Consider the following 25,141-nt stretch of genomic DNA (forward strand, 5'->3'; position numbering starts at 1 on the left):
GACAAATGCAAACAGCAGCAACAGTTTTATTGGTGATTGTTTCGATCGCACTTATTATAGTCGTTGTTCTTCAATCTGGCCGTTCGGCAGGATTATCAGGAGCGATTACTGGTGGCGCCGAGCAGTTATTTGGAAAACAAAAAGCCCGTGGAATGGATGCCGTCCTGAGCAGGCTGACGATTATTCTCGCCACATTGTTCTTCTTGTTGGCGATTGCGGTAGCGTATTTTATCTAATGATACCCCAACAGCAGGTGAATTTTTCACTTGCTGTTTTTATTTTTTTATCCGCCAGTTTGAAAGCTTTTTCCAATAGGGATATGGTATGATTTTTTACGGACATTATAGGGTAACTAATGATAAAAAAGGTGATAATATGATTGGCTGTCTTTGTCTTCATGGCTTTACCGGCAGTCCGTATGAAGTAGAGCCGGTTACCCGCTATTTAGAAGAACATACCGATTGGCTGATTTCAGTGCCGACCTATCCGGGGCATGGAGAGCAATTGATGCTGAAGGGGATTACACACAAGCTTTGGATCGATGAAGCAGAACGCGCCTTTTTGGAATTGCGGAAAAAGAGCGACACGCTCTATATTCTCGGGTTCTCCATGGGTGGAATCATCGGCGGTTATCTTGCATCGAAGTACGGATGCGATAAACTCATCCTGCTCAGTGCCAGCGCTTACTATATGAACCCGGCACAGATGGTGAAAGATATCAAGGACATGATCATAAAAGGTATGCGGGGAACGCTGAAGGATGATGAACTGTACCTGCGATACCGGAAAAAATTTATGGATACTCCGCTTTCCGCCACGTTCGAATTCCGGAAGCTCGTCAAAACGCTCAAGCCTTCGTTTCGTGCTATTGATGTACCTACGCTGATTATCCAGGGGGAGTGCGACGGACTGGTGCCGCGCAAGAGCGCAGAGTATATTTATAAAACCATACCATCGAAACGTAAGAAGCTATGTTATTTAAAAGAATCAAAGCATATGATCTGCCACGATGTGAATCAGGAACAGCTGATCGAAGAAGTTTTTCAATTTTTAATGGAACCAACGAAGTAAGGGAGAGTAAGCAGCATGATGAAAATTACAGCACCAAAACCATTTATGTTTGAAGGAGGAAAACGGGCGGTATTATTATTACATGGCTTTACCGGCAGCTCAGCGGACGTTCGCATGCTGGGCCGTTTTTTGCAAAAGAAGGGATACACCTGCCATGCTCCTCAGTACAAAGGGCACGCTGTCCCACCGGAAGAACTCGTACATACAGGCCCGGATGACTGGTGGAAGGATGTTATGGATGGGTTCAACCTTCTAAAAGAGAAGGGACATACGGAAATTGCCGTTTGCGGATTGTCGCTTGGCGGTGTTTTTTCATTGAAACTGGCTACCGAGCAGCCGGTGATGGGTGTCGTGCCAATGTGCGCACCAATGCATGTGAAAAGTGAAGAAACGATTTACCAGGGTGTGCTGGAGTATGCCCGTGAATACAAAAGCCGAGAAAATAAGTCGCAGGAGCAAGTGGATCTGGAGATGGAGGCGTTCAAAAAGACCCCTATGAATACCTTAAAGGGCCTTCAACAGCTCCTGAGTGGTGTGCGAAATTCCATCGACATGGTATACGCACCTACATTTGTTGTACAGGCTAGACATGACGAGATGATTAATACGGACTCTGCCAATATTATTTACAATGAAGTGGAAAGCGATCTAAAGGATTTGAAATGGTACGAAGAATCCACTCATGTAATCACACTTGGCAAGGAAAAGGAACAGCTGCACGAGGATGTTTACACCTTCCTGGAAAAGCTGGACTGGACCATGGAGTAACGTTTTTCCCAGAAGGAGGAGATGTAGTGGATAAGCAGCAACTGCTTGCGTTCATGAAAGAAGAAGCATATAAACCGCTTAGCGTTCAGGAACTGGAAGACGCCTTTGGGCTCCAGGAAGCGGATGATTTTAAAATTTTGGTTCGCACACTGAACGAGATGGAAGACGAGGGGCTTGTTGTCAGAACAAGAACAAACCGATACGGTCTTCCTGACAAAATGAATCTTGTTCGAGGAAAGGTGCAGGCTCATGCGAAAGGGTTTGCTTTCGTCCTCCCTGAAACAGGAGAAGGAAAAGACGTCTACGTTTCTCAGGGAGACATGGGCAGTGCCATGAACAATGACGTGGTGCTCGTACGCCTTAACACCAATTCAAAAGGCTCTCATCCGGAAGGTACCATTATCCGCATTTTGGAGCGTGGAGTAACAGAAACAGTAGGAACATTCCAGCAAAGCCGCAGTTTTGGGTTTGTGGTCGCTGATGACAAACGGATTCCGAATGATATTTTCATCCCGGCTGAAGGGGTAAATGGTGCCATTGAAGGCCATAAAGTCGTTGTTAAAATCACCAAGTACCCTGAAGGGCGAAACAGTGCAGAAGGAGAAGTCATCCACATTCTCGGCCATAAAAACGACCCTGGCGTGGATATCCTTTCCGTCATTTTCAAACACGGGCTGCCAAGAGAGTTCCCTGAAGAGGTGCTTGAACAGGCAAACAGTGTGCCTGACACCATTGATCCGAATGATATCGAAGGCCGCCGTGATCTGCGCGACCAAACCATCGTCACCATCGATGGCGAAGATGCTAAGGATTTGGATGATGCTGTTAATGTAATCAAGCTTGATAACGGCAATTATAAACTCGGTGTCCATATCGCTGATGTCAGTCACTATGTAACTGAAGGATCACCAATCGATGTGGAAGCGTTGGAACGGGGTACAAGTGTGTATCTCGTGGACCGGGTTATTCCGATGATTCCTCACCGCCTGTCCAACGGGATCTGTTCATTGAATCCGCGGGTGGACCGCCTGACGCTTTCCTGTGAGATGGAAATCACGCCTAAAGGCGAAGTGATCAAGCATGAGATTTTCCCGAGTGTGATCAAGACCGTGGAACGGATGACCTACACGAACGTACGGAAAATCCTGCAGCGTGAAGACGACGACGTCTTAAAACGTTATGAGCCGCTTATTCCGTTTTTTGATGGAATGGGCGAACTGGCCGAAATTCTGCGCAAGCGCCGATTTAACCGAGGTGCTATTGACTTCGATTTCAGTGAAGCGCGTGTCATCGTCAATGAAAATAGCGAGCCGCAGGAAGTGGTGCTTCGCGAACGGTCGGTAGCAGAACGCCTGATTGAGGAGTTCATGCTGTGTGCCAACGAAACGGTAGCGCAGCACTTCCATAAGGCCGATCTTCCGTTCATGTACCGGATCCATGAAGACCCGGATGCAGAGAAGCTGCATCGTTTCCTTGAATTCATCGCCATGTTTGGCTATGTACTAAAAGGCGGAGTGGAAGAGGTTCATCCGAGTTCACTGCAAAAACTTCTTGAAGAAGTAAAAGGCGAGCCGGAAGAAATGGTGATCAGCAAAATCATGCTTCGTTCCATGAAGCAGGCGAAGTACTATCCGGAAAGCTTGGGCCACTATGGTCTGGCGACCGAGTTTTATACGCATTTCACTTCACCGATCCGGCGGTATCCGGACTTGATCGTTCACCGGTTGATCCGGACGTATCTGATTAACAAAAAGACCGATCCAAGCACGGTTGCAAAATGGAAGGGACAGCTTGAGAAAATCGCCAAGCATGCTTCCGACCGGGAACGCCGCGCGGTGGATGCCGAGCGTGAAACGGATGATCTGAAAAAAGCTGAATTCATGCAGGATAAAATCGGGGAAGAGTACGAAGGTGTCATCAGTTCCGTAACCAACTTCGGGTTGTTTGTAGAACTTCCCAATACCATTGAAGGTCTCGTACATGTGAGCTACCTGGCTGATGATTACTACCGCTATGATGAGAAGCATATGGCCATGATCGGTGAACGCACAGGGAACGTGTTCCGGATCGGGGATGAACTTGCGGTTAGGGTCATCAATGTGAATCTCGATGAGCGGGCGATTGATTTTGAGATCGTGGGTATGAAGGGAACACCCCGCAAACGGGGAAAAGACCGTCCAACAGTCATTGAAGGCGAAGGACGAAAGCGAAAAACACGCCGTCCTGAAGCCGACCGAGGGGACAAAGGCGGATCAACAAAAGGCAAGAAAAAGCCATTCTATAAAGGGAATATCACGAAAAAGAAAAAGAAAAACAAAAAGAGATAAACCAGTGCAGGGAAACGTCAAGCAGTTCACAGCTGTATTTGACGTTTCCTGACCAATTAAGTATAATTAAGGGTGCACTTGTTTTGGGGAGGTCATGAAACATGCCAAGAGGAGAAGGAAAACTTGTCGCTCAAAATAAAAAAGCGCGGCATGATTATCATATAGAAGAAACCTTTGAGGCAGGCATCGTCCTCCAGGGTACTGAAATCAAAGCCATCCGGGCTGGCCGGATCAATTTGAAGGATTCATTCGCCCGTGTACAAAATGGAGAACTGTTTCTTCACAACATGCACGTGAGCCCGTACGAACAGGGAAACCGGTACAACCATGATCCGCTCAGAACACGCAAACTGCTCCTTCACAAGAAGGAGATCGCCAAGCTTTTGGGCCAGACAAAAGAGCAGGGATACTCGATCGTCCCATTGAAGCTGTATCTGAAAAACGGATTTGCTAAGGTTTTAATCGGCTTGGCCAAGGGTAAAAAGAACTACGACAAGCGGCAGGATCTGAAGAAAAAAGATGCAAAACGCGAGATCGAACGTGCCTTCAGGGATCGCCAAAAGGCATAAACTGGAGAGTGTGGCCGGTTGAAATAACCGCGTAAAAATGCTATACTTTATTTTGTTGCTAACAACTGAATAAAAAGTTGCAGCGCAGCTTTAACTTCCCGTAAGATTCACCCCGGGATTTCTATCATGGGGACGTTACGGATTCGACAGGGGTAGTTCGAGCTTAAGTTGCGAGTCGAGGGGGTCGGCCTCGTTAAAACGCCAACGCCTATAACTGGCAAAACTAACAACAACCTAGCTTTAGCTGCGTAATAGCACTTTAGCTGATCCTCCCTCCATCGCCCATGTGGTAGGGTAAGGGTCTCACTCTTAGTGGGCTACGCCGGCTGTCCTCCGCCTGAGGACGAAGGAAGAGCGCAATCAGGCTAGCACTTCAAACGCCTGTCGATAGGCAGCTGAAGTCGCGAAACGCGAATATATCGACTACACTCGTAGAAGCTTAAGTGCCGTTATCTTTGGACGTGGGTTCGACTCCCACCGTCTCCACCAATACATACTTTTGGTGTTGCTTAAAAATGTTATATAATATTTTCACATATTTCTTTGCATAGTGCTTTCAGACCTAACCGAGTTAGGTTTTTTTACATTTGTAATATTTCAAGAGAACCTGTATTAAGGGTCAGCTCATTCAATGGTTGACCTGAAGAAAAAGAAAGGGTGGGACCATGTTTGACGCCATCTAAATGGTTATTCATAATATTTTGCCCATTCATTAAAAATGGTTGGCGAAATCTGTTTGACCCCTTGAAGGAATTCCTCTGCATATCCAAGCTTTTCAAGACCCGATATTAACTTCCTGGGATAAGTTCTATCAGTGGTAAATGCCCGTTTGTGGTCGATCACTTTTACCTCCCCCTTCTCGTTGAAGTAAATATGACGGACCTCTGTATCGTGTCTCAAAAAACCGATCCTCTTTAATTCAGAAAGCATGTATAATATTTGTCTTATTTTTGAGTCGGAAAAACGTTTCTTTTCTTTGAGGTATTTTTTTAGATTATATCCGTTGACATACTCCATGACAATATAGTTGGATCCATACTCATAGAGTCGGGGAATGATTGGGGATGATTGTCCCTTCTTTAATGCCTCCAGTTCAAGTTTTTGGGTTTTTTCTTTCCAGAAAATTTTTACACATTTATTGTGACTAATTTGAAAAACCGCTCCATCACCGCCCTTGCCAAGCTGTTTGTATTTTTCGAGATTTTCCAATGCTAAATTTCCTTTATTTCTGGCTGCTATCGCCGTTATGCTTTCCATCCATACACTTCCTTTATTAAATTGGACTTCAGCAGCAACTAAATTAGTGTATTTAAGTTTTTAAACGTTGATCTCTGCTAGTATAAACCGAATTCCTTTCCCCAGCTGTTTATTTTTTCAATGTATCTTTTTAGCAGAATACTTTGTTCTCCATTCAACACCCTTTTAAGGTGATTTAGGAGCCTTTTCTCTAATGTTCTCTGTAAATAAGTCATTTTTAATAGCTTTAGGATGTCTGTTTGGAAGGTTATTCCTTCTTTTTGCATTTCCTGAGCGTATAACAGCATGCAATGACTTCTTATTTCTTCTTCCTTTTTATGCCAGTCTGTTCTGAAATCAATCAACAATTCAACCAGCACAACCATATCATACGAACAGGGTGCGTACTTGGCAGACTCCCAGTCGATCATTTGAATGTTCCAATTTACTTCATCCGTTCCGTTTTGGCAGCAAAGATTATGAAGATGAAGATCACCGTGGATGAGGCATTGCCCTGCTTCCATAATTTCCGGAAAGAAAATTGGCCCTTTTTGCAGGACACTTTGAATAGTGTTGTATCCAGGTTCTACTATTCCTCTTAAACCAGGATCTTTCATAGCAAGATCTAGATATTGTTTTGTTTTTTCAATATGGTTGCTTCTTTCTGTGTTTGCCAGCGCAGAATCATATCGGGGCAGCCAGGAATCAAAAGAATCCTTGTACCTGGTTATCCGATCACCAAATGTGCGGGCATGAAATTTTGCAGCAGTTGGAATGATAAGATCGAGATGTCTGGGCGTAATCTTGATTTGCCCGCGCAAAGGTTGAATAAATTCTGTAAATAGCCAGATTTCGTCATCATTTACTCTTTCCTCAATCCAATACATTTTTGGCATAAATTCAGCCATGGCGGCATATCCTCTGCGATACATGTTAATTTCCACAATATGATTTTCATTAAAAGGTGGTTTAAATATTTTAAGGACTGCGGGAAGACTGTTTATGCCATCTGTAAGGATCAGTTTCCAGATACTTGTTTTTTCCCTCGAATTTTTAAGGCATTCTATTTTATCTTCAGGCAATGCAACTTCATGATCTGAAAAAAATTCGAACTTTTTTTTCCATCCAAATTTATTCCACTGTTTTACGATTTGTTCTTTACTGCTCAATGCAGAAATCCCCCCTAATTTCTATTGAAAATCTCACTTTCTCGCCCATAAATATCGAATGTGGGACACAAAGCTTCTTATAAATGGGAGTGGATCCTTCCAGCTGAATAAAGCTTCTACCTTATGTCCGGAAAGGCTTTTTATCCATTCGGTAATCGTCATTTTCCCGTTTTTTTTGTTTTGGCGGAAGGATAGAAAATCGCGGACCAGGTAAACCCATTTGATGCCTTCTGTCTGTTTCGTCACTGGGGAAGGATTTTGTCCAGTTACCAGCAAATAGTTCAAGTATGCTAAATTTACACCGCAAGCTATTGACAATCTTTGGGTTAACCCAATCCTGGGGTTAATCTCAATAAATTTCAACTTGCCGTCTCTTTCATCCCTCTTAAATTCCGCAATTGCCAGGCCTTTTAACTTGATATTACGCAAAAATGGCACTGCTATATTTATTACGTCCTCATCTCTGATACTTAATGCCATGGCGGTTGAACCGAAGTCTGGAGGGAATTGGTGGAGTTTTTGATTCATCCAGAGCCCAATTAGATTCATTTCCTCATCAAATAAAGTTTTTACTGAATAAATGGATGCCTCTTCTCCAGGAATCACCTCTTGAATCATGAGCTCTCCAAAACGGCTGTAAAAGAGGTACTCTTCCCTTAACTGGACTGGATTTTCAACTAATATTGCTTTTTTATACAGATGATGATCGATACGATTCCGGAAATTGGAGGAAATGACTGGTTTTAATAAACAGGGGAACATTACTTCAGAAACAATCCGCTCAAGATGATCTTCATCATCAATAATGAACGTTTTAGGACATGGAACGTTATATTTTACTGATAAATCGTAGGTTAATCTTTTATCTAACACAGCCTCGATTAATGAATGATCAGGTAAAAGAAAAAGATAATTCAAAGACAACTGATCTCTGTATTTTGATATAAAACGTACATAGTCATCCGATCCAGCGTAGAGTACCGCTTTCTCCTCAAATGTTTGTCCTAGCCTTGTAAGGTGCTCTAATAATTTTTCTTCCTCAGAAACAGGATTAGGGCATACACTGCAGCTTGCATATCGGGTTTTTCCAATTTTTTGCTTACTCTCTGTATCAAATGCATATACTTTTATGTCTTGTTCGGCTAAGCTCCGAACGATTCCGATCCCAGTCGCACTTAAATCTAAAACTACGGCTGGTAGATCATGCCTCACTGCATCTCACCTCTGTGCAAAAAAGATTGATAAACTTCTTCAATCTTTCTAGTCATACTGGCAATCGTTAAATGCTGTTCAGCAAAGCATTTAGCATTTTGTGCTAAAGAATTCCTTAGTGTGGAATCATCCAGAAGGATCGTTAATTTTTCCGCTAGTTGCTGAGAGTTACCCGGTTCAGCTATAAGCCCCGAATGATTGTCCTGAATAATTTCTGGTATTCCGCCACAGTTTGTTGTAATGATCGCCTTCCGGGCGAACATCGCCTCTATCACAGAAATGGGAAGTGTATCACTGGTAGTTGGCAGGACAAAAATATCTGATCGTTTTAATATTTTTGGAATATCCTTTCTCTTTCCTAGAAAATGCACATTTTCCAGCTGTAAATCCTGACATTGGCGTTCAAGCTCTTCTCTCATTGATCCTTCCCCTACAATCCATATTTCTACATTTACAAGCTTGTTTCTAATGAGGGAAAGTGCCTCAAACAGGTATTTATGTCCTTTACGCGGCCGGAGTCGAGAGATACAGGTAATAATGGTCTTACCTGAAGTATTCTTCGATTTCTCTGGAGGATCAATTCCAAAATCGATTCCAGTGTAAACCGTTGTCATTTTTCTTTCCTCAGCACCTAATCCGTTTAGCAACGGTCGAAAATATTCACATAAATTAATGATATGGGTCGAGCTTTGAACGGCTTTTCGGTCAATGGCCAAAAAGTAGGCTTCTTCTACAGACCCTTTTTCAATTAGATTAAACTTTAGCCGTGTATGTGTCATAAATCCGTGGGGAGTGAACAGCAGCGGTTTTTGATAGTCTTTATTAAGCTGGTGCATTACATTAGCTGTAAACCGGTCTTGTGCGTGAATAATATCATATTTAGAAATATCCACGCACTTTAGCATCCATTCATATTTTTGCATTCGCCAAACGTTTTGGATGATCTTTTCACTGAAACTTCCATACCTTTTAACAAAAAATTGTTTTACATCCTCCATAAATGTTTGTCGCATTCCTTCAATATAACTTTTTTCGAAGTGATTAGGAGCTGCAATATGGACAATGTGGCCTAAGCCTTCCAATCCGGATTTAAGTGCAGTGATGTAGTTTTGCAATCCGCCAACAAAAGGGTAGTCCCAGAAAGTAGTGATTAAGATTTTCATTTTTTTCTTTTGTCTTAATTCAGAGGGTTTCACGAAATCTGGTTTGTTTTTATCTTTTTTTAAAGCTTTTGTCAGTCCATAATATTGATCCATTGCAGATACTAAATGGGGATAGGGGATAAATAATGGAGGTTTTCGGCGTGTCATCTCCATACCCTCCTGATGATTTCAAACGCTTCCGTATAATTTGTTCCACCAGGGCCAAGGATTTCATCGTCTGGATGAGCAGCAATCACTATTACATCGATACTCATGTATTTCACCTCAATTTTTTTTCCGTTCTTTTATATATATGGACATACCTTTAGCTAGGAAACTGACATTAGTGGAGGTATTTATAGATTATTTATCATAGAATGAATAGGCAGCTTATTTATGCTCGAATCCGTAATGGTAAATTTCCACGTCATATCCCGTGTCTTCTGCTTGTGCCCAAATCCGCGGCGACCTTTTATGAAAAGTCTTCGCTCCACATCATCGGTCAAATTTTGGACAAAGTCCACTGCCACTTTAGGTGTAACAGCTCTCCTTGTTTTCAGTCAACGTGTACTCCATAAGTTTGCCGAGTCCATGCTGATAACGGTCTGTGCTGTTCATGATCAATTCCTACTGAATAGTAATTGCTTAACAAGACCCACTTTATCTCACATTGAATCATGCGATACATAGAAATATATTAATTATTCATTTTAGGCATGGAGGCAGAACGAATCTTAAAAGATTTGGATTCTAGCGTGAAGCAGGGAGCGAAAGTCCGTCTTCGCAGAAAAGTAGAAGGAAACGTCTTTCAGCCAACTGTTTAAACGATATGCCGATCGATTCAGGACTCGGCCGTTTTAACGGTGAATGGGTCCTTGAAGAATATACAACGCTTAAATGGCTGAAATTCCCCATCTAAAATAGAACCATAGGTTTGAGAGGAGCCATGGTTCATGATAAGTAGAGGGGATTTTTTTATGATCAAAGTTAGGCTTTTTTAGTTAAAGCTTCGCTAACTTTTCTTTCTTATGAATGTCTTCCGTTCCGCCATCCATAGCTGTCTTATAATAGGAACATTTATGCTGGATGATCTCCATTGTCTTTTTCAACTCTTCCATCTGTGCTTCCACATTGGCTTTTCGTTCCAAAAACATCTTATATCTTTGCTCTAGAGTGGAATCTCCCTCTGAACACCAATCAATAAATGTCTTGATTTCCTTAATCGGCATCCCGGTGGCTTTGAGGCATTCGATTACTTTTAACGCACTGATATCGGATTCTTTAAACAATCGATTTCCGTTGGGTGTACGTTCTACGAATGGCATAAGTCCTTCTTTGTCGTAGTAACGCAACGTATATACGGTAAGATTCAATTCTTTCGCAACTTCGCTTATGGAATATGTCTTCATAGCTAATCTCCTTCATATAGACTTCGAGTTAACTCTATGGTTTGGGAAATTTTATCACTGAACGTCCGGCATGTCAAAACCAACTTGGAGGCAACAGAAATTGTTTTCTGAATATAGGATGTAAATGCTTGACCTAGAGTTAACTGTAAGTAATAACATGGGGATACAAGAGAAAAACGTTCTCTTGAAAAACATACATAATGGAGGTTCTTTCATGATAACTGCTAAAGCACGAGCTGTAGATGGTCCAGACACTCCTTTTCGAGAAGCTGAAATTAATCGGCGCGATCTTGATACACATGATGTTCTAATTGAAATTAAGTTTGCAGGCATTTGCCATTCTGATATCCATACGGCTCATGGTGAATGGGGCGAAGTGAATTATCCACTTGTGCCAGGACACGAAATTGCGGGATTTGTCACAGAAGTAGGAGCAGAAGTCACAAAGTACAAGGTCGGTGACAGAGTAGGCGTTGGATGTATGGTCGACTCCTGTGGTGAATGTGTGAACTGCCAAAAAGGGGAAGAACAATATTGTCTTAAAGGAAATGTTCCTACTTATGCAGGTGTTGATAAATACGGAGAGCCAACTCAGGGTGGTTATTCTACCCACATCGTTGTAACAGAGGACTTCGTCGTCAGAATTCCTGATAACATCGAGCTTGACGCAGCAGCACCATTACTTTGCGCAGGGATTACGACCTATTCTCCATTACAGCATTGGGGGGCTGGTCCAGGAAAGAAAGTAGCGGTTGTTGGTATGGGTGGTCTTGGCCATATGGCGGTGAAAATTGCACATGCTATGGGTGCCGAGGTTACGGTTCTGTCTCAATCGTTGAACAAAAAGGAAGATGGTTTGGAGTTTGGCGCAAAAGATTATTATGCCACAAAAGATCCGGAAACCTTTGAGAAGCTTGCGGGAACCTTTGATCTGATTATCAATACAGTAAGTGCAAAGATTAATATGGATGCTTACTTCTCACTTCTCACGCTTGACGGTACACTTGTCAATGTCGGTGCGCCTGCAGAGCCACTAGAAGTAAATGTGTTTTCTCTTATCGGTCATCGCCGTTCATTTGCCGGTTCTATGATCGGAGGAATCCGTCAGACACAGGAGATGCTGGATTTCTGTGCAGAGCATAACATTGCTCCTAAGATTGAGGTCATTTCAGCTGACCAAATTGACGAAGCCTACAAGCGCGTGCTGGCTTCTGATGTAAAGTATCGTTTCGTCATTGATACAAGCACAATCTGAGTTGTGTTGTAAGAAGCCCCAAAGCCTGGCTTTTGGGGCTTTTTTCGTGTGTTTTAAAGAGACAATTACGATTCATATGTTGGATAACCGTCAAATGCGGACATATTTAACGATTGAATGTAACCTATTTCCATTTATATTGATTGACATATGAAATCAACAGGTGTTTTTAATAATACTGCTAAGATATGAGAAGGACGGCTTTTTTTATTGACAATTTTGGAAACATGGTTGACATCTTTCTGGGAATCTCATAAAATTGAACTCGAGATTGATAATCATTTTCAATAGATGAAATTATATAGATTTTAGTTAAGGTTTAAAAGGAGGCCTCATTGATGTCCAGGCTGCACGCTGAAAATTTGACGGTTACATACGGTGAAAGGGATATAGTGAAGAATCTCGGAGTTTCCATTCCGGATGGACAAATTACGGCGATTATCGGGCCAAACGGCTGCGGAAAGTCAACGCTTTTGAAAACGTTGTCCCGTATTTTGAACCCGAAAACCGGCATGGTGTATCTCGACGGGAAAGGAATCAGTAAAGAACCAACGAAGAAAATTGCTCAAAAGATGGCGATTTTGCCTCAGTCCCCGGACGCACCTGAAGGACTGACAGTGGGTGAGCTTGTTTCCTACGGAAGATTTCCTTATCAAAAAGGTCTGGGAAAACTTACGAAAAAGGATTACGAGGTCATTGACTGGGCGCTTCAAGTTACCGGCATCCATGAATTTAAGGACCGTCCGGTAGACGCCCTCTCAGGCGGACAGCGTCAGCGGGTATGGATTGCGATGGCTTTGGCGCAGGAAACAGACATCATCTTATTGGATGAACCGACCACGTACTTGGATATGTGCCACCAGCTCGAAGTTCTTGAACTGTTGGACCACTTGCACAGAGTGGAAAAACGGACGATCGTGATGGTGATTCATGACCTGAACCACGCGGCCCGCTTTGCTCATCACATGGTGGCGATGAAAGACGGCTCGATTCAGAATGAGGGTACACCTGAAGAGGTGATGACACGCCAGTTGCTTCGAAACGTATTCAATATCGATGCCGAAATCGGTATTGACCCAAGAACGAGGAAGCCGGTGTGTCTGACATACGATATCATAAAGCCTGTAGAGCTTGTTGAGAACTTGGCGTAATCTTGCGCCTTTCTTTTTTACCTTCAATTGAGAATGATTATTATTGATAAAGTATAGGGGGAACTTGTAAGATGAAAAAGCATACAAAAAAACTGTTTATTGGCTTGATGGCCGTCGTTCTTATACTGGCGCTATCAGCTTGCGGCAATAAAACGGAAGAAAATACTGATTCTGGTAAAAAAGAATCCAAAACAAGAATCTATAAAGGCGAAAATGGCGATGTAAAAGTTCCGGCCCATCCAAAGCGTGTGGCCATGATGGCAGCGACATATGCAGGAAACCTGCTTGAGCTGGGAATTACGCCTGTAGCCGTTAACGAATATCCGAAGCAAAACAAATTTTACGGAAATAAATTGGACAATGCGGAAGTGGTGACAGCCGATTCTTATGAAAAGCTTCTCGAGCTCAATCCTGATTTGATTATTACCTACTCCGATGATAAAAACCTCAAGAAATACAAAGAGATTGCACCAACCGTCACCATGACGTACGACAAATATGACTACCTTGAGCAGCATGTTGAAATCGGAAAAATGGTAGGTAAAGAAAAGGAAGCAAAAGCATGGGTAAAAGAGTGGAAGAAAGAAGCCGCTGATGCCCGTGAAAAAGTACAATCTGCCATCGGTAAAGATAAAACGTTTATGGTTATGGAAGCCTATGGAAAAGACATGTATGTTTACGGAAAGAACTGGGGACGCGGAACTGAGGTTATTTACCAGGCACTGGGACTAAAAGCACCTAAGAAGCTGCAAGAAGATGTGTTCGGGCCTGGCTGGAAAGCGATCTCTACGGAAGTCATTCCAAAATACGCAGGTGATTATATTTTTGTAGGAACGGGTACAGGGAATCCTGACAATTCCTTTATGAAGTCAAACGTATGGAAACAACTTCCTGCTGTAAAAAACGGACATGCGATCAAATTTGATTCAGAATCGTTCTACTTCAATGACCCGATTTCCCTTGAAAAAGAACTGGACTTTGTCGTAAAAGAACTGACAAAAAAGAACTAAATCGCATTAAGAAAAGGGTAGCAAGCCATGTTCAAGACAAAAACCAAACAAATTAAAGATCATACTGTATATTCTCGGCCGACAGCAGGAACAGCCATCCTGCTGCTCGGCCTTGTTCTGCTTCTCATAAGTGTCGGGGTAGCTATTTCGGTCGGAGCGGCGAAGATCAATGTTCTTACCGTTTGGAATGCCGTTTTAAATTATGACCCTGGCAGGGAAGCCGACCGGATCATTGTCAGTCTTCGTTTGCCAAGAGAGCTCGGAGCAGCGGTGGTTGGAGCGGCTTTTGCCGTCAGCGGTGCAATCATGCAGGGGATGACCCGCAATCCGCTTGCAGATCCGGGGTTACTCGGGTTGAATGCCGGAGCTAGTTTTGCTCTTGCCTGTGTGTTTGCGTTTTACTCAGGAGCAGACTATTTAACGGTCATGATAATCTCCTTTATCGGTGCGGGTATTGGAGCGGGAATGGTATTTGGCCTGGGATCGATGAGGAGAGGCGGACTTTCTCCGATCCGCATTACGCTTGCCGGTGCCGCAGTTTCCGCCCTTCTTTCGTCATTGGGAGAAGGCATCGCGTTATACTTTAAGCTTTCGCAAGACCTTGCGTTTTGGACGGCCGGCGGGGTATCGGGCACCAGTTGGACACAGCTTAAGATTATCGTTCCCGTGGTTGTGGTGGGAATTGTGGTCGCTGTCCTTTTTTCAAGGCAATTGACGATGCTTAGTTTTGGTGAAGAAGTAGCAAAAGGGCTGGGACAGAATACGCTGCTCACGAAAATCGTTTTGATGACCGTGGTGCTGATTCTGGCTGGTGCAGCCGTGTCACTGGTGGGTGCTATTGCCTTTGTGGGACTAATGGTTCCGCATATTGTCAGGTTTTTGGTTGGCACGGATTATCGCTGGATCATTCCTTGTTCCGCCGTATTTGGAAGTGTGCTGATGGTTTTGGCCGACACCTTCGGGCGGGTAATCAATGCGCCCTATGAGACCCCTGTGGGAGCGGTCGTGGCGATGATTGGTGTTCCGTTTTTCCTCTACCTTGCCAGAAGGGGAGGAATGAGCCGTTGATGAATCCCGGTCATGCAAAAAAGGTGCGTATAACAACCATCTTCGCGATCGTGCTTTTGATCGCCGTGTTTATTGTAAGTGTGGCAACCGGTTTTGCCTCACTCACCCCAACAGAGCTGTTTCGGACGATTTTCGGGCAGGGAACACCGAAAGAAAATCTTATTTTGTTTGAGTTCAGGCTGCCGCGTATTTTTGTAGCAATCCTTGCTGGAATGGGCCTCGCGGTTTCAGGTGCCATTCTTCAAAGTTTAACGAAAAATCCGCTGTCAGATCCGGGCATCCTCGGTATAAATGCCGGTGCCGGACTGATGGTGGTCGTTTACATTATGTTCTTTACTGTGGAATCCTCCAGTTCGCTGTATATTCTTCCGCTTTTTGCTCTGGCAGGAGGGGGGGCAACCGCAGCGATCATCTATATCATGTCTTACAAAAAAGGGGAGGGGGTTGAACCGGCACGACTTGTGCTTGTGGGAGTCGGTTTGGCAGCCGCTCTCGCGGGAGCTACCCTGACCCTGGCGACCAGGCTGGATATGGAGAACTACGCGTTCATGGCCAATTGGCTCGCAGGGCGGATTTGGGGTGATGATTGGGTTTTCGTCCTTTCATTGCTTCCCTGGATTTTATTGCTATTTCCGCTATCCATGGTTAAATCAAATGTATTGAACATGCTGAACTTGAACGAAAACGTGGCGATTGGGACTGGTGTGAATGCCGGAAGAGAACGAATTGTGCTGATCATCATCGCTGTTGCCCTTGCTTCAGCGTCAGTGGCTGTCAGCGGCGGCATTGCCTTTGTGGGCCTTATGGCTCCGCATATCGCAAGGTCACTCGTCGGTCCGCGGCACCAATCCTTTCTGCCGCTGGCAGCGCTGATCGGAGCGATTCTGCTTCTGGCCGCGGATACGATTGGAAGAATCATTCTTGATCCAAGCGGCATTCCGGCTGGAATTATCGTAACTTTAATTGGAGCGCCATATTTTATGTACCTGTTGGCGAGAAAATAAGTGATGCATGAAGCTGAGGCTGGTATTTAACCGGCCTCTCTTTTATAGGATGTAAAAGTTGACATGATCAGTTGATTGCCATATTATTATGTAGACCGATCACTATAATTTCGAGGTGGGAAATGTGGCTAATAAAAAGGAAAGCACGAGGAATTGTATATTAGGTACTGCTTCCCGTCTGTTTCAATGCCAAGGATACCATGGAACAGGTTTGAAGCAGATCATAGAGGAAAGCGGAGCACCGAAAGGCTCCATTTATTATCATTTTCCAGACGGTAAAGAAGAGATTGCTCTTGAAGCGATTGAATTGATGAAACAGCATGTACTGCAGGCAGCAAAAATGGATTTAAGCGGCAAGGGATCAGCTGTAGAAGCCTTTGTGCATCATATTGAGAAGGTTTCTTTTTTATTTGATTCTGAACAGAAGACCACGGGATTGCCGATCGGACTGATTGCTTCGGAAACAGCTGAATCCAATCCGAAACTCCGTGAAGCCTGTAATTCCGCTTTTTCAAACTGGCAGTCTTTGTACGCTGAGGTGCTTGTGGGATTCGCTTTTAATGAAAATAAAGCAGCCGATTTGGGTGTGACCATTAATGCGCTGATTGAAGGAGGCTGTATTTTATCGATGACAAATGGCAGTGGGGAACCATTGCGTTCAATTGCAAAGCAAATACCATTTTTGCTTATGAATGAAGAATAAAGAAAAAGTATCACTAGTATAGGGGGAAAAACAAAATGGCATCTGAATCACAAGTAACCGCCAGTGAAAACGGTCTTGATCATATAAAAGTAACACCCGTAATCATCTCTTTTGTGGTAGCCGGGTTTATCGGGTTATTCAGTGAAACAGCCTTAAATATGGCGTTAAGCCATTTAATTCATAGTCTGGGAATCCACGAAACGACAGCACAATGGCTGACAACGGGGTATTTGCTTACCCTCGGGATCCTGGTTCCTGTATCTGGCATTATTCTGCAATGGTTCACGACCCGGCAGCTGTTTATTACTTCACTGATATTTTCAATTATAGGTACATTTATAGCCGCTATAGCACCTGCCTTCAGCGTATTGATGATCGCACGCGTTGTGCAGGCACTTGGAACCGCATTGCTGTTGCCGCTCATGTTTAATACGATCTTATTCATTGTGCCGCCTTATAAACGGGGAAAAATCATGGGGATTATAGGTTTGGTGATCATGTTTGCCCCGGCAGTAGGTCCAACACTGTCCGGCCTGATTCTTAAGAATCTAACATGGCACTGGATCTTCTGGATATCGCTTCCTCTCTTAGTGATGGCCCTCATTTTTGGTCTGTTTTTTATGCAAAATGTAACAACACCAACTAAACCAAAAATTGATTTGATTTCTATCGTACTATCCTCTATTGGATTTGGTGGGATTGTATATGGATTCAGTTCTGCTGGAGAAAGCGGCGGATGGAGCACCACGCCGGTCATTATTGCACTCGTTGTTGGTGCGATTGGCCTGCTTTTATTTGTCACTCGCCAGCTGAACATGGAAAAGCCAATGCTGAATCTGAAAGCTTTCCGCTATCCGATGTTCTCGCTTGGCGTGCTTATGGTTATTGTAAGCATGATGGTTATTTTGTCTTCCATGATCCTATTACCGCTTTACCTTCAAACTTCTTTGGCACTAAGCACATTTGCCGCAGGGCTTCTTCTCCTTCCAGGAGGTGTGATCAATGGTCTTCTGTCTCCTGTTATGGGAAGTCTTTTTGATAAATTTGGACCTAAGTGGCTCGTGATCTCCGGACTGGTGATTACCCTGGGGTCCATGCTTGGCTTTTCAAGAATCACATTGGACACAACTTCTGGAAAGATTGTCATTCTGCACATTTTAATGATGGTCGGAGTTTCTATGGTGATGATGCCTGCCCAAACGAATGGCTTGAATCAGCTTCCCAAGGAATTATATCCGGACGGAACGGCGATCATGAATACCCTGCAGCAAGTGGCTGGGGCAATCGGAACCGCAGTTGCGATTTCTATTTTATCTTCTGGGGTACAGCGTTATATGGAAACAACCGATGATAAGACCAACCCGTTGAATCCGCTTCTGGCATTTACAGAAGGGGTACAGCAGGCATTTCTATTTGCGATTATCATTACGATTGTCGGATTGATCATTTCATTCTTCATCAAGCGTGTAAAAGTCTATCGAGAAGCGTAATTTTGTTTAGAGTGAGTGCCCTTGGCGCTCACTCTTTTTTTCTCACCAAATTTTAATCTTTCTCCAAAGTTGGTCTAATGTGGCATGGGTAGGATTTAATGATAACGACTAAGGAGGAATATAGGATGAAAAAGAAAACGAAAATGATGACAGGTGCATTGGCTTTATCTCTTTTAACGTAGAGATCTTCAGTTTCATCCTTTCAATGAGCAGCAGATGATCTGGGCAAACCGGGAAGGGTTAAAGCATAGATTACGGTCCATTCAATAAATAAAAAAAATGAGAGCCTCAGCTTAGTTGAGGCTCTCATTTTGTTATTTAACTTGCTGGGCATTAAATACTTTTACATCGAGTGGACGGATTAAATAGTTTTGGGCTTTGCCGACAAACTGAGTGAAATGGCTGCTCTTGTTGTGAGCGTCTACTGCCTCTAAGTCTTTCCATCCTTCTACCATGAGGTAAGCACTGTCTTCCACGGTATCTTTAAAAAGTTCATAAGACACATTGCCGCTCTCTTCCTGAGATGCGGAGATCAACTGTTGTACTTCTGCAAGAAATTCTTCTTCCTTTGTTGGATTAACGAACATTTTTGCGTGAATTAATATCATTATTATTCTCCCCTTTGTAAATGTTGGATTATTTCCATTCTGCCACTTTTTCAACAGGTAAGCGAACAGATTCGTATCCGGGATTTGCTGCTTTTCCGATGGAAATCAGCATAACCGGTACATACCGGTCCTTGTCCAATCCAAAGGCTTCAGCAATTTGGTCTTTTTCATAACCGCCGATCGGGCATGTATCATAGCCATGCGCACGGGCAGCCAGCATAAGACTCATGGATACAATTCCACCATCGACGAGAACAACGTCTTTATTGTCTGCCGGATCGATGGTTTCAAAGTGAGCAGAAAGCTTTTCCATCATTTGTTCTTTCACTTCTTGTGGCATAAATCCTTGTTCAACCGCATTGCTGTAAATTTCTTCTCCGTTGTCAAAGTTGTTCAGATCGCCAAAGACTGCGATCATAGCAGCTGATGTTTCTACCTGAGAAGAATTGAATTTCGCCAAAGGCAATAGGGTTTGTTTGGCTTCGTCACTTTCAATGACTAGAAAACGCCAAGGCTGCATGTTGGTAGAAGAAGGGGCCAACGTCGCTTTTGACAGGATTTCTGTCATTTCTTCTTTGCTGATTTTAACAGAAGGATCGTAATAACGGATCGAACGGCGTCCTGTTAGGATTTCATTATAGTCATTGATGAGTGTTGTATTCATGAGTACATTCTCCTTTATTTATGCTGTTCTAAGGTGTCTGAAGGTTAACCTTCAATTTGTTCGGCGTTCTGCTGCATGCGCTGAAGCATGTCAACAAGTACAGGGAGTTCTTTTTCTGTAAAACCTTGAAGAAGGTTGGTGACAAACTGATCCCTTTCCTTTCGATAGGAAAGGATTTTGCTGCGGCCCTGCTCCGTCAAGCTTACAAGGGTGACGCGGTTATCCTGCGGGTTCTTTCTGCGGTTCACCATTCCTGAAGCCTCCAGTTGTTTTAAATGCCTGGTGACCGCTGCGTTATCAATGTGCACCACTTTTTGCAGCATTGTTTGGCTGATCTCTTCCGCATCATATAGATGCTGAAGAAGCTCCAGGCGGGACTGGCTGATCCCGGTACAACGTTCAAACTTGGGACTGATCTGGTAGTGAAGCTCCCGTAATATATAAGCAATTTGCGCTTTTGACGCGCATGAATGGTCCATGGAATCTCCTCTTTCCTATCCAAAAAATAGAGTGAAGGGATAATCTTTGATACCTCAATGTTTGATACGTCAAACAATATAACGCGATTAAAATATTTTGTCAACAAGAGTGTTTTAAAGTTAAGGATTTATTAAGCTTCACGAATTAAACTTTGTTTATACCTCATGAAGAACAGAGATCTACTGAACTTTTAAATACAGGAGTGTGTGATAAATGAATAAAAAAGTGAAGTGGTCGGTCATCTCCGTTAGCGCAGTGACGGAGGAACCATTTATCTTGGAGCTGTAATGATACGTGCAAAAAACTTAGTCATTGATAAAAAAAGCCCGCGGCATACACCGTGGGCATTTTTTATCTATAAAAGCTCAATGCCCATAATACGGGCGATATCCTTTCGGTCGCTTTCCAGCTCCTTGATGCCTTTTAAGTTTGCCAGCATTCCTTGAAACACCATTTTGTTCGGTGTTTCTTTTTCATTTTCACTCAGCAAAAATTCAATGACACTTTTCAGTTCATCCCTTTTTTCTGCCGAAAGGGGAAGGCCGTCCATGGTTTGTGCCATTGTAAAAAGGCGCTGGTGGATGGTATCCTGCAAGGTTTGTTCGCTATGAAGATGCAATCGCGAAAACAGTTTTTCCAGATTATCACTGGAGATCATCACTGCCTTCTTTTTCTTCAGGCCAGCTACAATATCATCAAGCCGCTGAAGCAAAAACTCTGCCAGGGCCTCCGGCTGGAGAAGCTGGTCATCGAAAACAAATATACGGATGTAGGTGTTTTGCAGCCCCTGAGCCATCAGGATTAAGTCTCCCAAATGAGGAGTAATATGCTCTCCATACAGTGCGAGCAGGTTTTTCTCCAGCCATTTCATAGACTTGTACTGCGTTTTCAGCATATGCTTCCGCATTTCTTCGTTGATCGTGGAATTTTGTTCCCTGAAATGCATGATGATAAAGTTTTTATGTTCCGTAAAGGAAGTAAATAGCGCAATCATCTGCTTTTTGATTGTTTCACGTGGAGGCAGGTTTTGGCCTTCGATTTCTGAAATTCTATGGGTGATTTTATCATTATAGAAATGAAAAAGAGCTACCATCAATTCTTCTTTTGATGAAAAATAATTATAAAATGCTCCTTTTGACATTCCGGCATGATCGGTTATATCCTGGATCGATGTTGAATGAAATCCTTTCTCTGCAAACAGAGCAATCGCAGATTCAATTATTTCGACTTTTCTTTGTTTCATCCTAAACCTCCGAGTAACTGTTTTTCCAATTAAATTGCCAAAAGATACCTATTGATCATTCGTTCTGTATAATTCCTTGCATTACAGCTGACGGTCCGATATATTTAAATCTGTTATGACCGTTCGTTTATATTATAGCATAATCCGACTGGTCAGTCATTAGTGGAGGGAGCAAGAAGAATGAGTGCAATTATCCGATTCTGTTTAAAGAATAAATTTGCCGTTTGGCTGTTAACGCTGCTTGTCGTAGCCGCCGGATTGTATTCCGGTTTAAATATGAAGCTCGAGACGATGCCGAACATCAACACACCGATTGTGTCCGTATCAGCAGCCTATCCAGGTGCAACACCTGAAGAGGTAGCAGATAAAGTGACCATTCCGATTGAGAAGAAGGTCAAGAATCTGTCAGGAGTGAATTCGGTCACTTCCTCTTCTTATCAAAACGTCTCATCGGTACAAATCGAATACAGTTTTGATAAAGACATGGAAAAAGCAAAAGAGGAAGTACAGGAAGCTCTTGCCAACATTAATCTCCCTGATTCAGTGGACGATCCAAACGTGTCACGGCAAAGCTTTAATGACCTTCCGATTTTGTCGTTAAGTGTATCCGACAAGGACAAATCGCTGAAGGAACTTACCAAGGTCGTTGAAGATGATGTCGTTCCAACTCTTGAAGGAGTGGAGGGCGTTTCATCCGTACAGGTAGCCGGACAAAACGTGGAAGAAGTCCAGCTTGATTTTAAAGACGATGAATTAAAGAAAAACGGATTGACGGAAGACAGCGTCAAGCAATTCATTAAAGGCGCCAATTCCTCCATGCCGCTTGGTTTGTACAATTTTAACAACACCGAAAAATCGGTTGTTGTCGATGGAAATATTACCACTGTAAAAGAACTGAAAAACCTTGAAATCCCGGTAACACCTCAAGCATCTGGTACAAGAAGTCAGGGCGCAGGCGCATCTGCGGGTCAAGGAGCCCAGCAACAGTCGGGCGGTCAAGGAGCCCAGCAGCAGTCGGGCGGTCAAGGAGCCCAGCAACAGTCGGGCGGTCAAGGAGCCCTGCAACAGTCGGGCGGTCAAGGAGCCCAGCAGCAGTCGGGCGGTCAAGGAGCCCAGCAGCAGTCGGGCGGTCAAGGAGCTTCCCTGCAGGCTGCTGCAACCCAGCAAGCGCAGCCAACAGAACTTCCGACTGTAAAGTTAAAAGATGTTGCTACCATCAAAACCGTCGGAAAAGCAGAGTCCATTTCAAGAACGAATGGCCAGGAATCCATCGGTCTTCAAGTGATCAAATCTGCCGACGCCAATACGGTAAATGTGGCTGATGCAGTAAATAAAGAATTAAAGCAGTTGAAAAAAGAGCACGAAGGTTTGAAGACGGTCAACGTATTTGACCAGGCAACACCAATCAAGGATTCAGTCAGCACGATGCTGAACAAAGCGTTGATCGGCGGATTGTTTGCCATCATCATTATCCTGCTGTTTTTACGGAATTTCCGCTCTACCATTATCGCGGTGATTTCTATCCCGCTATCGCTTTTAATGGCGATTCTGGCGTTAAAACAAATGGATATCACGCTGAACATTATGACCCTTGGAGCGATGACGGTTGCCATCGGCCGGGTAGTGGATGACTCTATTGTAGTGATCGAAAATATCTATCGCCGGATGTCACGTAAAGGGGAAGAGATACGAGGAAAGCAGCTCATTACCGCTGCTACCCGCGAAATGTTCATTCCGATCATGTCTTCCACGATTGTGACCATTGCCGTATTTTTACCATTGGGTCTAGTAAAAGGGCCGGTCGGTGAGCTCTTTATGCCGTTTGCCCTGACGATTGTTTTTGCCCTTGTGGCATCCTTAATCGTGGCAATTACCATTGTACCGGCTTTTGCTGATTCTTTATTTAAAAAAGGACTTAGCAAAAAGAAAGAAGTGGACAACGAAAAGCCTGGCGCCCTTGCCGGTTTTTACAAAAGAGTATTGAACTGGTCGCTCAGCCATAAGATTGTTTCGTTTGGTCTTGCCATTCTTTTGCTTGCAGGCAGCTTGTTCCTGGTACCGAAGATTGGCGTCAGCTTCCTGCCGTCAGATGAACAGAAGATGGTCATTGCTACCTTTAATCCGGAACCGGGCCAGACGAAAAAAGAAGTGGAAGTTGAGGCACTAAAAGCAGAGAAACTTCTGCTGGACCGCAACCATGTTAAAACGATTCAATATTCCGTTGGCGGGGAGAACCCGATGAACCCCGCGGCCAGCAATCAGGCCATGTTCTTTATGGAGTATGACAAAGATACGCCTAACTTTGAAAAAGAACAGAAGAAGGTCATTGATGATCTCAAGGGAACCACCGACAAGGGAGAATGGAAGGCGCAGGACTTTGGCGCTACCGGTGGAAGCAACAAACTTGAAATCCAAGTCTACGGAAATAACATGAACGACATCAAACCGGTCACCGAGAAGGTCCAAAAGATTCTCAGCGACCGGAACGATTTGAGAAACGTAGGTTCCAGCCTTTCCAAAGCGTATCAAGAATACACACTTGCCGCAGATCAGGAAAAGTTAAGCAAGCTTGGTCTTACAGCCAGCCAGATTGGCATGGCATTGAACGATTCAGGTGATCAATCCGCCTTAACAACCCTGAAGAAAGATGGAAAAGACGTCAACGTTTATGTGAAAGTGGATAAAAACAGCTACAAAAATATTGATGATCTTACCGGCAAGAAGCTGCAGTCAGCGACTGGAAAAGAAGTAGCCATCAGTGATGTCGCAAAAGTAAAAGAAGGTGAAACCGCAGATACCGTTACACGTAAGGATGATAAGATTTATGCGAGTATAAGCGGTGATGTGACGAGCAAGAACGTGAACAAAGTGTCCACGGACGTCCAAAAAGATATCGACAAACTGGATCTTCCAGATGGAGTGGACGTCAAGATGGGCGGCGTTACTGAGGATATTAACGAGTCCTTTACTCAACTCGGCCTGGCCATGCTTGCCGCGATTGCGATTGTCTATTTTGTACTTGTCGTGACGTTTGGCGGCGCTCTTGCACCATTTGCGATTTTGTTCTCCCTTCCGTTTACGGTGATCGGTGCGCTTTTGGCTCTGTATATCGCGGGTGAAAGCATCAGCATTTCTGCCATGATTGGCGCTCTGATGCTGATCGGAATCGTGGTAACAAACGCAATCGTGCTGATTGACCGCGTGATCCATAAGGAAAACGAAGGACTGTCAACAAGAGAAGCACTCTTAGAGGCAGCTGCCACCCGCTTGCGTCCGATTCTTATGACCGCATTGGCCACCATTGGCGCATTAATCCCGCTCGCCCTCGGGTTTGAAGGCGGAGGCTTAATCTCCAAAGGCCTTGGCGTTACGGTTATCGGCGGTCTCACCAGCTCCACGCTGCTGACCCTGATCATCGTGCCAGTGGTTTATGAGTTTTTAATGAAGTTAACGAGAAAAAACAGAAAGCGCAAAACCGCTGAATAATTGGTTTTAAGAGGTCTGCCCGGCTGGGGCGGACCTTTTTATGTGGAGGGGTTTTAGGGTAGTGAAGCGAATTATA

At 43.8% G+C, this 25,141-nt stretch carries 23 protein-coding genes and 1 other RNA gene; 14 read left to right on the forward strand and 10 right to left on the reverse strand.

Features of this window, described 5'->3' with window-relative positions; all coding sequences use genetic code 11:
- Positions 1 to 5: 5 nt before the first annotated feature.
- From secG to ssrA, 6 genes are all read left to right on the forward strand, one after another.
- Positions 6 to 236: a preprotein translocase subunit SecG gene (secG, locus tag DMO16_RS21015; protein WP_061972021.1), complete on the forward strand. Its 231-nt coding sequence runs from the start codon at positions 6 to 8 to the stop codon at positions 234 to 236.
- Positions 237 to 375: 139 nt separating this feature from the next.
- Positions 376 to 1,071 carry an alpha/beta hydrolase gene (locus DMO16_RS21020; protein WP_061972022.1) on the forward strand — a complete coding sequence of 232 codons (696 nt, stop codon included), beginning with the start codon at positions 376 to 378 and terminating at the stop codon, positions 1,069 to 1,071.
- A gap of 15 nt (positions 1,072 to 1,086) precedes the next feature.
- Positions 1,087 to 1,839 (forward strand): alpha/beta hydrolase, encoded by a 753-nt coding sequence (locus tag DMO16_RS21025; RefSeq protein ID WP_129479925.1) that lies wholly within the window; start codon positions 1,087 to 1,089, stop codon positions 1,837 to 1,839.
- Between the two features lie 26 nt (positions 1,840 to 1,865).
- Positions 1,866 to 4,166 (forward strand): ribonuclease R, encoded by a 2,301-nt coding sequence (gene rnr / locus DMO16_RS21030; protein WP_074440547.1) that lies wholly within the window; start codon positions 1,866 to 1,868, stop codon positions 4,164 to 4,166.
- A gap of 101 nt (positions 4,167 to 4,267) precedes the next feature.
- Positions 4,268 to 4,735 carry an SsrA-binding protein SmpB gene (gene smpB, locus DMO16_RS21035; RefSeq protein WP_061972024.1) on the forward strand — a complete coding sequence of 156 codons (468 nt, stop codon included), beginning with the start codon at positions 4,268 to 4,270 and terminating at the stop codon, positions 4,733 to 4,735.
- 128 nt (positions 4,736 to 4,863) lie between these two features.
- Positions 4,864 to 5,224: a transfer-messenger RNA gene (gene ssrA / locus DMO16_RS21040) on the forward strand.
- Positions 5,225 to 5,422: 198 nt separating this feature from the next.
- On the opposite strand, the gene DMO16_RS21045 is transcribed toward ssrA, so the two are convergent.
- From DMO16_RS21045 to DMO16_RS21070, 6 genes are all read right to left on the reverse strand, one after another.
- Complete coding sequence (locus tag DMO16_RS21045; protein ID WP_129479927.1) at positions 5,423 to 5,992, reverse strand: kinase; 570 nt, start codon at positions 5,990 to 5,992, stop codon at positions 5,423 to 5,425.
- Positions 5,993 to 6,069: 77 nt separating this feature from the next.
- Positions 6,070 to 7,140 (reverse strand): phosphotransferase, encoded by a 1,071-nt coding sequence (locus tag DMO16_RS21050; RefSeq protein WP_164988981.1) that lies wholly within the window; start codon positions 7,138 to 7,140, stop codon positions 6,070 to 6,072.
- A 33-nt stretch (positions 7,141 to 7,173) separates the two neighbouring features.
- Complete coding sequence (locus DMO16_RS21055) at positions 7,174 to 8,352, reverse strand: ATP-grasp domain-containing protein (RefSeq protein ID WP_129479929.1); 1,179 nt, start codon at positions 8,350 to 8,352, stop codon at positions 7,174 to 7,176.
- Entirely contained in the window at positions 8,349 to 9,662 is a 1,314-nt protein-coding gene (locus tag DMO16_RS21060; RefSeq protein ID WP_164988982.1) for a glycosyltransferase family 4 protein, read from the reverse strand. The genes DMO16_RS21055 and DMO16_RS21060 overlap by 4 nt, the downstream gene beginning before the upstream one ends.
- Positions 9,659 to 9,769: a PIG-L family deacetylase gene (locus DMO16_RS25040; RefSeq protein WP_241840618.1), complete on the reverse strand. Its 111-nt coding sequence runs from the start codon at positions 9,767 to 9,769 to the stop codon at positions 9,659 to 9,661. The genes DMO16_RS21060 and DMO16_RS25040 overlap by 4 nt, the downstream gene beginning before the upstream one ends.
- Positions 9,770 to 10,495: 726 nt before the next feature.
- Positions 10,496 to 10,903 carry a MerR family transcriptional regulator gene (locus tag DMO16_RS21070; RefSeq protein ID WP_129479931.1) on the reverse strand — a complete coding sequence of 136 codons (408 nt, stop codon included), beginning with the start codon at positions 10,901 to 10,903 and terminating at the stop codon, positions 10,496 to 10,498.
- Between the two features lie 214 nt (positions 10,904 to 11,117).
- Between DMO16_RS21070 and DMO16_RS21075 the strand changes: the two genes are divergently transcribed.
- The 7 genes from DMO16_RS21075 to DMO16_RS21105 all read left to right on the forward strand — a co-directional run bounded on the left by DMO16_RS21075 (position 11,118) and on the right by DMO16_RS21105 (position 18,584).
- Positions 11,118 to 12,158, forward strand: a complete 1,041-nt coding sequence (locus DMO16_RS21075) for an NAD(P)-dependent alcohol dehydrogenase (protein ID WP_061972030.1) — start codon at positions 11,118 to 11,120, stop codon at positions 12,156 to 12,158.
- A gap of 338 nt (positions 12,159 to 12,496) precedes the next feature.
- Positions 12,497 to 13,309, forward strand: a complete 813-nt coding sequence (locus tag DMO16_RS21080) for an ABC transporter ATP-binding protein (RefSeq protein WP_129479932.1) — start codon at positions 12,497 to 12,499, stop codon at positions 13,307 to 13,309.
- A 71-nt stretch (positions 13,310 to 13,380) separates the two neighbouring features.
- Positions 13,381 to 14,319 (forward strand): iron-hydroxamate ABC transporter substrate-binding protein, encoded by a 939-nt coding sequence (locus DMO16_RS21085; RefSeq protein WP_129479933.1) that lies wholly within the window; start codon positions 13,381 to 13,383, stop codon positions 14,317 to 14,319.
- Positions 14,320 to 14,346: 27 nt separating this feature from the next.
- Positions 14,347 to 15,387: a FecCD family ABC transporter permease gene (locus DMO16_RS21090; RefSeq protein ID WP_061972033.1), complete on the forward strand. Its 1,041-nt coding sequence runs from the start codon at positions 14,347 to 14,349 to the stop codon at positions 15,385 to 15,387.
- Positions 15,387 to 16,391, forward strand: coding sequence for a FecCD family ABC transporter permease (locus tag DMO16_RS21095; protein WP_061972034.1), 1,005 nt, complete (start codon positions 15,387 to 15,389; stop codon positions 16,389 to 16,391). Before DMO16_RS21090 ends, DMO16_RS21095 begins: the two co-directional genes overlap by 1 nt.
- Before the next feature lie 124 nt (positions 16,392 to 16,515).
- Positions 16,516 to 17,094, forward strand: a complete 579-nt coding sequence (locus tag DMO16_RS21100) for a TetR/AcrR family transcriptional regulator (RefSeq protein ID WP_129479934.1) — start codon at positions 16,516 to 16,518, stop codon at positions 17,092 to 17,094.
- A 35-nt stretch (positions 17,095 to 17,129) separates the two neighbouring features.
- Positions 17,130 to 18,584, forward strand: a complete 1,455-nt coding sequence (locus DMO16_RS21105; protein ID WP_129479935.1) for a DHA2 family efflux MFS transporter permease subunit — start codon at positions 17,130 to 17,132, stop codon at positions 18,582 to 18,584.
- Between the two features lie 314 nt (positions 18,585 to 18,898).
- On the opposite strand, the gene DMO16_RS21110 is transcribed toward DMO16_RS21105, so the two are convergent.
- The 4 genes from DMO16_RS21110 to DMO16_RS21125 all read right to left on the reverse strand — a co-directional run bounded on the left by DMO16_RS21110 (position 18,899) and on the right by DMO16_RS21125 (position 21,579).
- Positions 18,899 to 19,192, reverse strand: a complete 294-nt coding sequence (locus DMO16_RS21110; protein WP_061972037.1) for a putative quinol monooxygenase — start codon at positions 19,190 to 19,192, stop codon at positions 18,899 to 18,901.
- A 28-nt stretch (positions 19,193 to 19,220) separates the two neighbouring features.
- On the reverse strand, positions 19,221 to 19,856 hold the full coding sequence (locus tag DMO16_RS21115) for a nitroreductase family protein (RefSeq protein WP_061972038.1): 636 nt from the start codon (positions 19,854 to 19,856) through the stop codon (positions 19,221 to 19,223).
- 44 nt (positions 19,857 to 19,900) lie between these two features.
- Entirely contained in the window at positions 19,901 to 20,335 is a 435-nt protein-coding gene (locus tag DMO16_RS21120; RefSeq protein ID WP_129479936.1) for a MarR family winged helix-turn-helix transcriptional regulator, read from the reverse strand.
- A gap of 356 nt (positions 20,336 to 20,691) precedes the next feature.
- Positions 20,692 to 21,579: a TetR/AcrR family transcriptional regulator gene (locus tag DMO16_RS21125; protein WP_061972040.1), complete on the reverse strand. Its 888-nt coding sequence runs from the start codon at positions 21,577 to 21,579 to the stop codon at positions 20,692 to 20,694.
- A gap of 180 nt (positions 21,580 to 21,759) precedes the next feature.
- On the opposite strand from DMO16_RS21125, the gene DMO16_RS21130 reads away from it, so the two are divergent.
- Positions 21,760 to 25,065: an efflux RND transporter permease subunit gene (locus tag DMO16_RS21130; protein WP_129479937.1), complete on the forward strand. Its 3,306-nt coding sequence runs from the start codon at positions 21,760 to 21,762 to the stop codon at positions 25,063 to 25,065.
- Positions 25,066 to 25,141: the final 76 nt, after the last annotated feature.

Source organism: Fictibacillus sp. S7 (assembly GCF_004127935.1).
Lineage (GTDB): Bacteria > Bacillota > Bacilli > Bacillales > Fictibacillaceae > Fictibacillus_C > Fictibacillus_C enclensis.